We start from the raw sequence: 5,656 nt of genomic DNA on the forward strand, positions 1-5,656 counted from the left end.
ATCCAGGTCATCATCTCCCTGATGGGACTCTGGTATATCGTATGGCACTTTTCCACGAAGGGGTTCAGCCTCGACCTCAATATCATGAATTTTGCCTTCATCGTCCTGGGGATGATCTGCCACAAGACCCCTTTCCGCTATATCATCGCCATGAAGAGGGCCTGCAGCAATGTGTCGGGTATTGTCCTCCAGTTCCCCTTCTATGCGGGGATCATGGGGATCATGATCCATACCGGTCTCGGGAAGGCCATCGCTGCATGGCTCGCGGGGGCTGCGACCGTCGGTTCCTATCCCTTCATATGCTTCATCTCCGCCGGTATCGTGAACATCTTCGTTCCCTCGGGGGGCGGTGAGTGGGCGGTTGTGGGACCGACCATCGTCGAGGCGGCGAAAACCCTCGGGGCAGCGATGCCCGCCGACCAGCTTATGGCGTACATCGCGCGGTGCAGTATGTCCGTGGCCTATGGTGACTCGTGGACAAACATGATCCAGCCCTTCTGGACGCTGGCATTTTTCCCGATCGTCGCTGCCGGAACCAAGTTGCAGGCAAGGGATATCATGGGGTATTCCTTCGTTGCACTCCTCGCGTCTTTCTTCGTGTTCGCCATATGTGTTACATGGTTGCCGGTTTGACGGCATACGATCTTTTAACAAAGTGGGGTCTGCGGAAGGCAGGCCCCACCTTTCCTCGGAGGTCCTTGCCTTAGATTGTGCTTATTGGTATATGGCAATCTGGAATTGCTTAGATGATGAAAGGAGTTGTCAGAAATATCATGAAAAGTAAAGTTATTGTAACGGCGGCACTAACGGGGAGCATCCACACACCGACGATGTCTCCCTATGTTCCGCACACCCCGCAGCAGATCGCCGATGAGGCGGTCAGGTGCTATGAGGCGGGGGCGGCGGTCTGCCACATCCACGCGCGGGACCCTGAAACCGGGGCGCCAGCCTCTAAAATGGACCTGTATGAGGAGATATTGACCGAGGTAAAACGCAGATGTAATGTTGTCGTCTGCATTACCACCGGAGGCGGTTTGGGTATGACGGCCGAGCAGCGGGTTGAGCCGGTAAGCCGATTCAAGCCCGAACTCGCCTCTTTCAACGCCGGGTCCATCAACTTCGCCCTTTTCCATGTTCTGGACAAAATGAAAGATTTCAAGTTTGATTGGGAACCTCAATACCTCGCCATGAGCGAAGACCTTATCTTTCCGAATACCTTCAAGTCCATGAAGGAATTCAGCTACATCTTTGCCGAGCACGGCGCGAAGCCTGAATTTGAGTGCTATGACTCCGCGATGATCAACAACATCGCCTTCATGATTCAGCGGGGATATCCCATCAAGAAGCCCGTTTACATCCAGTTTGTCATGGGGGTGCTGGGAGGAATCACCCCGGAGCCTCAGAATCTGGTCTTCATGGTGGATTATGCCAAGCGTCTCCTGGGCGAGTTTGAATTTTCCGTCTGTTCCGCCGGTCGGGATCAGTTTTTCATGTGTACGCAATCCCTGCTCCTCGGCGGCAACGTCCGGGTGGGTCTCGAAGACAACCTGTATCTCGAGCGGGGAAGACTGGCGAAGAGCAGCGCCGAACAGGTCGAAAAGATCATCCGTGTCATCAGAGAACTGGGAGGAGAGCCGGCGACTCCGGATGAGGCGCGTGAGGTACTGTCATTGAAAGGGCTGGATAAGGTAAACTTCTAGCCGATAGAAACAGCTGGTATGGACGCTGTATCGACCATTGAAGGGGGGGCTGACCACGGACAGCCCCCCCTGTTGGTCTGTTTACTTTCCGTATATAACCTTTGCAAGATCGATCAGCTTGTCATCCCGCCACTTTGCGACTTCTTTGAAGGGTTTCCCTTTCATTTCCTCCTTCACGCCTTCGATCAGACGTTCCTTCATCGAATCGTCGATGCGGTCCCATGTGGCCATTTCCCTCCAGATCGAACTGAATGTCGTGTTTCCGATACCGTCGATGAAATGACCGATCCCCCCCGTCTCACCCCCTCCGAGGTGATAGATCAGGTTAGCCCCCATAAAAGCCCATCTGATACCGGGTCCCGCGTAGAGCGCCTTATCCACATCCTCCACGCTCGCCACACCGTTGACCACCAGATCGATCGCTTCCCGCCACACAGCCACGGCAAGACGGTTCCCTATGTATCCCGGGACCACCTTGTTAACGATGACGGGAACCTTCCCCAGATCTTCCATCAGCGCCATCGTCTTGTCGACGGTATCTTGGGACGTCTTTTCCCCGGGAACCACCTCAACCAGGGGAATCAGGTGGGGCGGGTTCCATGGATGGGCGATGATGCATTTATCCTGATTCGTCACGCCTTCCTGCAGTTCGGTCGGGCTTAGGCCTGATGAACTGCTCGCCAGGATCGCATGCGCCGGTGAATATTTGTCCATCTCCACGAAAAGCGGCTTTTTTATTTCGTAGGTATCGGCCACGGACTCCACGACAAAATCGGCATCCTGAACCGCTTCCGACAGTTGTTCGACCATCCGGATGCTCTCCAGAGACGCGCGTTTGGTCTCTTCAGATATCACCCCCTTCTCCGCCAGAAAATTGAGATTTGACTGAGTTATTTCGAGACCCTGCTTTCTCGTTTCGGCCCTCCTTGATTGTGCGGTTACGCGATACCCCTTCACCGCGAACAGTGTCACCCAGCCGGCTCCGATTACTCCCGTTCCCAAAACCGCGATCTTCCCAATCCGATCCACCATCTTCACCCCCTCCTTTCACAACCTGCGTTTTAATGTGTCGATTCCCATATTCCTGACGTCACCGCCCAAATGCTCCGGCAAGACGCTCTTCTACGGTTTTCCGGCCACGATTAAATTCATGATTGAACTTCTGGAATTCCTTCTTACGAAGGCTGCGCCGTTTTTTGCCCGGCTCTCGTAATGTCGTTTATTACTCAATTTCGCTTAACGACCTTTAATTCTTATGGATTAATGATCAGAGTTTATACCTTTTTCTACGGGGGATGTCAAAGGCGGATTACGGATCGGAAGAGCGTAACGGCGACGCTCGTCTTTCACTATTACCGGCCCGCCTGTACATACGAGGAACTCCGGCAGCCGCTGCCTACCAAAACCCGCCGCGCGCCTTCTTGCGAGGGAATCTTTTCCACTGAAGAAAAACCCTTCGAACAACTCCCTGCCATCAACACCTGAACGAAAAAGCTGCCCTTAACATGTCGAAAACACTGAAAAATACTACTTTAGTAGTATTTACAAAGGGTTCTGGACCTGCGACAACAGCAGCCAAGATAGGCACGCAACCCGACAGCCAGGAAAAGAGCGGGAACAAATGAACGGGAGGGAATCAAAAAATGAAGAACCTATTAAAAAATCATAATCGAAAAAGCCAAATCCACCGCAAGGGAGGTAACAAAATGAACATAAAATTAAAAGCATTACGCATGGCAGTTCTTTCGGCCTTTTTTGCCCTTATGCTTGTTACAGCAACCGTTGTCCCTGCCAGCGCTACCCTTACACAGGTGCGGGTCGACAGCTGGGATATCATGTCGGTAACATTTGATCATCCCGAAGGAACGGCGAAGAGCGGTTATGCAGGTGAATTCTCAGTATCCCTGTATGACGATACCCTCGGATGGGGAGATCTCCAGTCCGCGTTCTGCGTGGACCTGGATTCATATATTTCTCAGGCTACCTATGATATTGCAAGCATGCTGCAGCCGGTGCAGGCGGGAATCGCCTGGCTTATGGATACCTATTCTTCTCCATCGTTAACAACGGTTGCAAATGCGGCCCTGCAAAGCGCCATCTGGAAAGTGCTCTACGGAGATGATTTCGATCTCACCGGACCGTTGGAGGTTGAAAATTTATATAATGATTACCTTTACGCCCTGGAGAACGCGACACTCGACACAGGCTACCTCCTGAGCAACTATTCCGTTATAAACATCGACGGGCATCAGAATCTTCTCGTTCACAATTCATCGTCCGCTCCTGTTCCTGAGCCTGCCACAATGATTCTTTTGGGCGCCGGGCTGCTTGGACTCGCGGGCGCCGGCAGAAAAAAGATACGGCAGCACGCTTGAGGAGAACAGCGGTTTATTTTTGACGTCCTTTGACAGCAATGTATAAATAGGAGAAGAAATTACTGCGGCAGTGTCTTGCGCATCAAACAGGATATTACATTTGAGGAAAAGCAAGTCCGAGGCCAAGGTTCAAACCCTGCCGCCCTGACCAATACTATCAAACGGAGGGTCCTGTAATCACCCAAAAGGCAGGGGCATGTGTCCTGTCATGAAGCTGCCGATTCCCTCGAAAAGACGATTTTCCCTCCGACAATCGTCATCCGCGCCTTCGCGTCGCGGATATCTCCCGTCGGCACGGTAAGAAAGTTGCGATCCCAGACGACCATGTCGGCAAGTTTTCCTTCCTCCAGCGAACCGAGGTCGCGTTCCTGAAACGCGGCGTAGGCGCTCCCCATCGTCTGCAGGCGGAGTGCCTCCCCGACAGAGATCGATTCACTGGAGGCGAAGCTCCTTCCGCCTCTGCTCACCCGGGCGACCGCCTGCCAGAGGGCATACTGCGGCTGCCAGAGGGGAAAAGCGGGCGGGTCGGCGCCCAGAGCCACCGGTATCTGATAGTACAGGAACGAGCGGAGCGGGACAAACTCAGGCACCTTCGGCCCCCTTCCAAATCGATCCCCCCACGCGTAGATAAACTGGGGGTGTGTCGATACCACAATCCCCGCCTTCCTGATGCGGCGAAGCGATGCCTCGCCGGGCCACAGCGCGTGTTCAATGCGGTGGCGCGGATCGGGACGGCCGTGTTCCTTCTGCGCGGCCTCAAAAACGTCGAGCATTGTTTCGACCGCCAGGTTTCCGACCGCATGGACGCTGACCTGCTGCCCGGCCTGGTGAATGGCATCGACCATCTGCCGCAGTTCAGCCGGGGAATGCAGCATCAGCGCGTTCGGGTTGCGGGACCAGCCAGCCGTAGGCCCCGATCCGTCTACCGCGATCTTGAGACCTCCCCATACCCGAGCAAAGGATGCCGGGTCCGAGCGCTTCATCTCACCCACTTCGTAAAAGGGCGATGCCGAATTCGGTTTATCGGCGGTAAAAAGCTCCGCGACGGCATCGAGGGTGTCGGGAAGCGTCGGCAGGTACGGCCAGATCTTCAGGCGTAGCGGGAGCCGTCCGGATGCCGCCAGGTCAAAATAGAGACGGGCCGATTCGACGCTCGACATACCGGTCACCATGAAGAAATTGTCGTGGACGGAGGTCACCCCTTCCTGGCAGTAAAGCGCCGCCGCGTGGCTGATGGCACGCTCCATCTGCGCCGCACCGGGAGGCGGAACGGCGCTCCTGACAAGGTAGAGCGCGGGATAATGGACGAGGAGACCGGTCGGCTCCCCTCTCGGTCCTTTTTCAACCAGACTGCCGGGAGGACTGACCGTCGCCTGATTCACCCCGCCCAGTTCCAGCGCGGCGGAATTGGCGAACCCCCACTGCCCGGTGGTGTGAACGACCAGGACGGGGTGCCGCGTCGTGACCTCGTCGAGGTCGCGACGGTTCATGAAGGTAAAGTCGTCGCTCTCCACCCCCCACGCGTTGATGAATGTCCCCTCCGGCGTCTTTTCGGCGCGGGCGGCAATGAGCTCAAGAATC

At 55.1% G+C, this 5,656-nt stretch carries 5 protein-coding genes; 3 read left to right on the forward strand and 2 right to left on the reverse strand.

The annotated features are described in order from the left end of the window. On the forward strand, positions 1-633 hold a 633-nt coding region (locus JXO48_12010; protein MBN2284606.1), incomplete at its 5' end, for a short-chain fatty acid transporter. Positions 634-773: 140 nt separating this feature from the next. Further along, a complete protein-coding gene (locus JXO48_12015; protein ID MBN2284607.1) occupies positions 774-1,700 on the forward strand; it encodes a 3-keto-5-aminohexanoate cleavage protein in 927 nt (308 codons plus the stop codon). Positions 1,701-1,781: 81 nt separating this feature from the next. Here JXO48_12015 and JXO48_12020 read toward each other — a convergent pair whose 3' ends face one another. After that, entirely contained in the window at positions 1,782-2,732 is a 951-nt protein-coding gene (locus tag JXO48_12020; GenBank protein MBN2284608.1) for a 3-hydroxyacyl-CoA dehydrogenase family protein, read from the reverse strand. 803 nt (positions 2,733-3,535) lie between these two features. Between JXO48_12020 and JXO48_12025 the strand changes: the two genes are divergently transcribed. Further along, positions 3,536-4,075, forward strand: coding sequence for a PEP-CTERM sorting domain-containing protein (locus JXO48_12025; protein ID MBN2284609.1), 540 nt, complete (start codon positions 3,536-3,538; stop codon positions 4,073-4,075). Positions 4,076-4,281: 206 nt separating this feature from the next. Here the strand turns inward: JXO48_12025 and JXO48_12030 are convergent. Further along, positions 4,282-5,656: amidohydrolase family protein (locus JXO48_12030; protein ID MBN2284610.1), on the reverse strand; the 1,375-nt coding region annotated here is incomplete at its 5' end.

It is taken from the genome of Deltaproteobacteria bacterium, from assembly GCA_016933965.1.
GTDB lineage: Bacteria > Desulfobacterota > Syntrophia > Syntrophales > UBA2210 > JAFGTS01.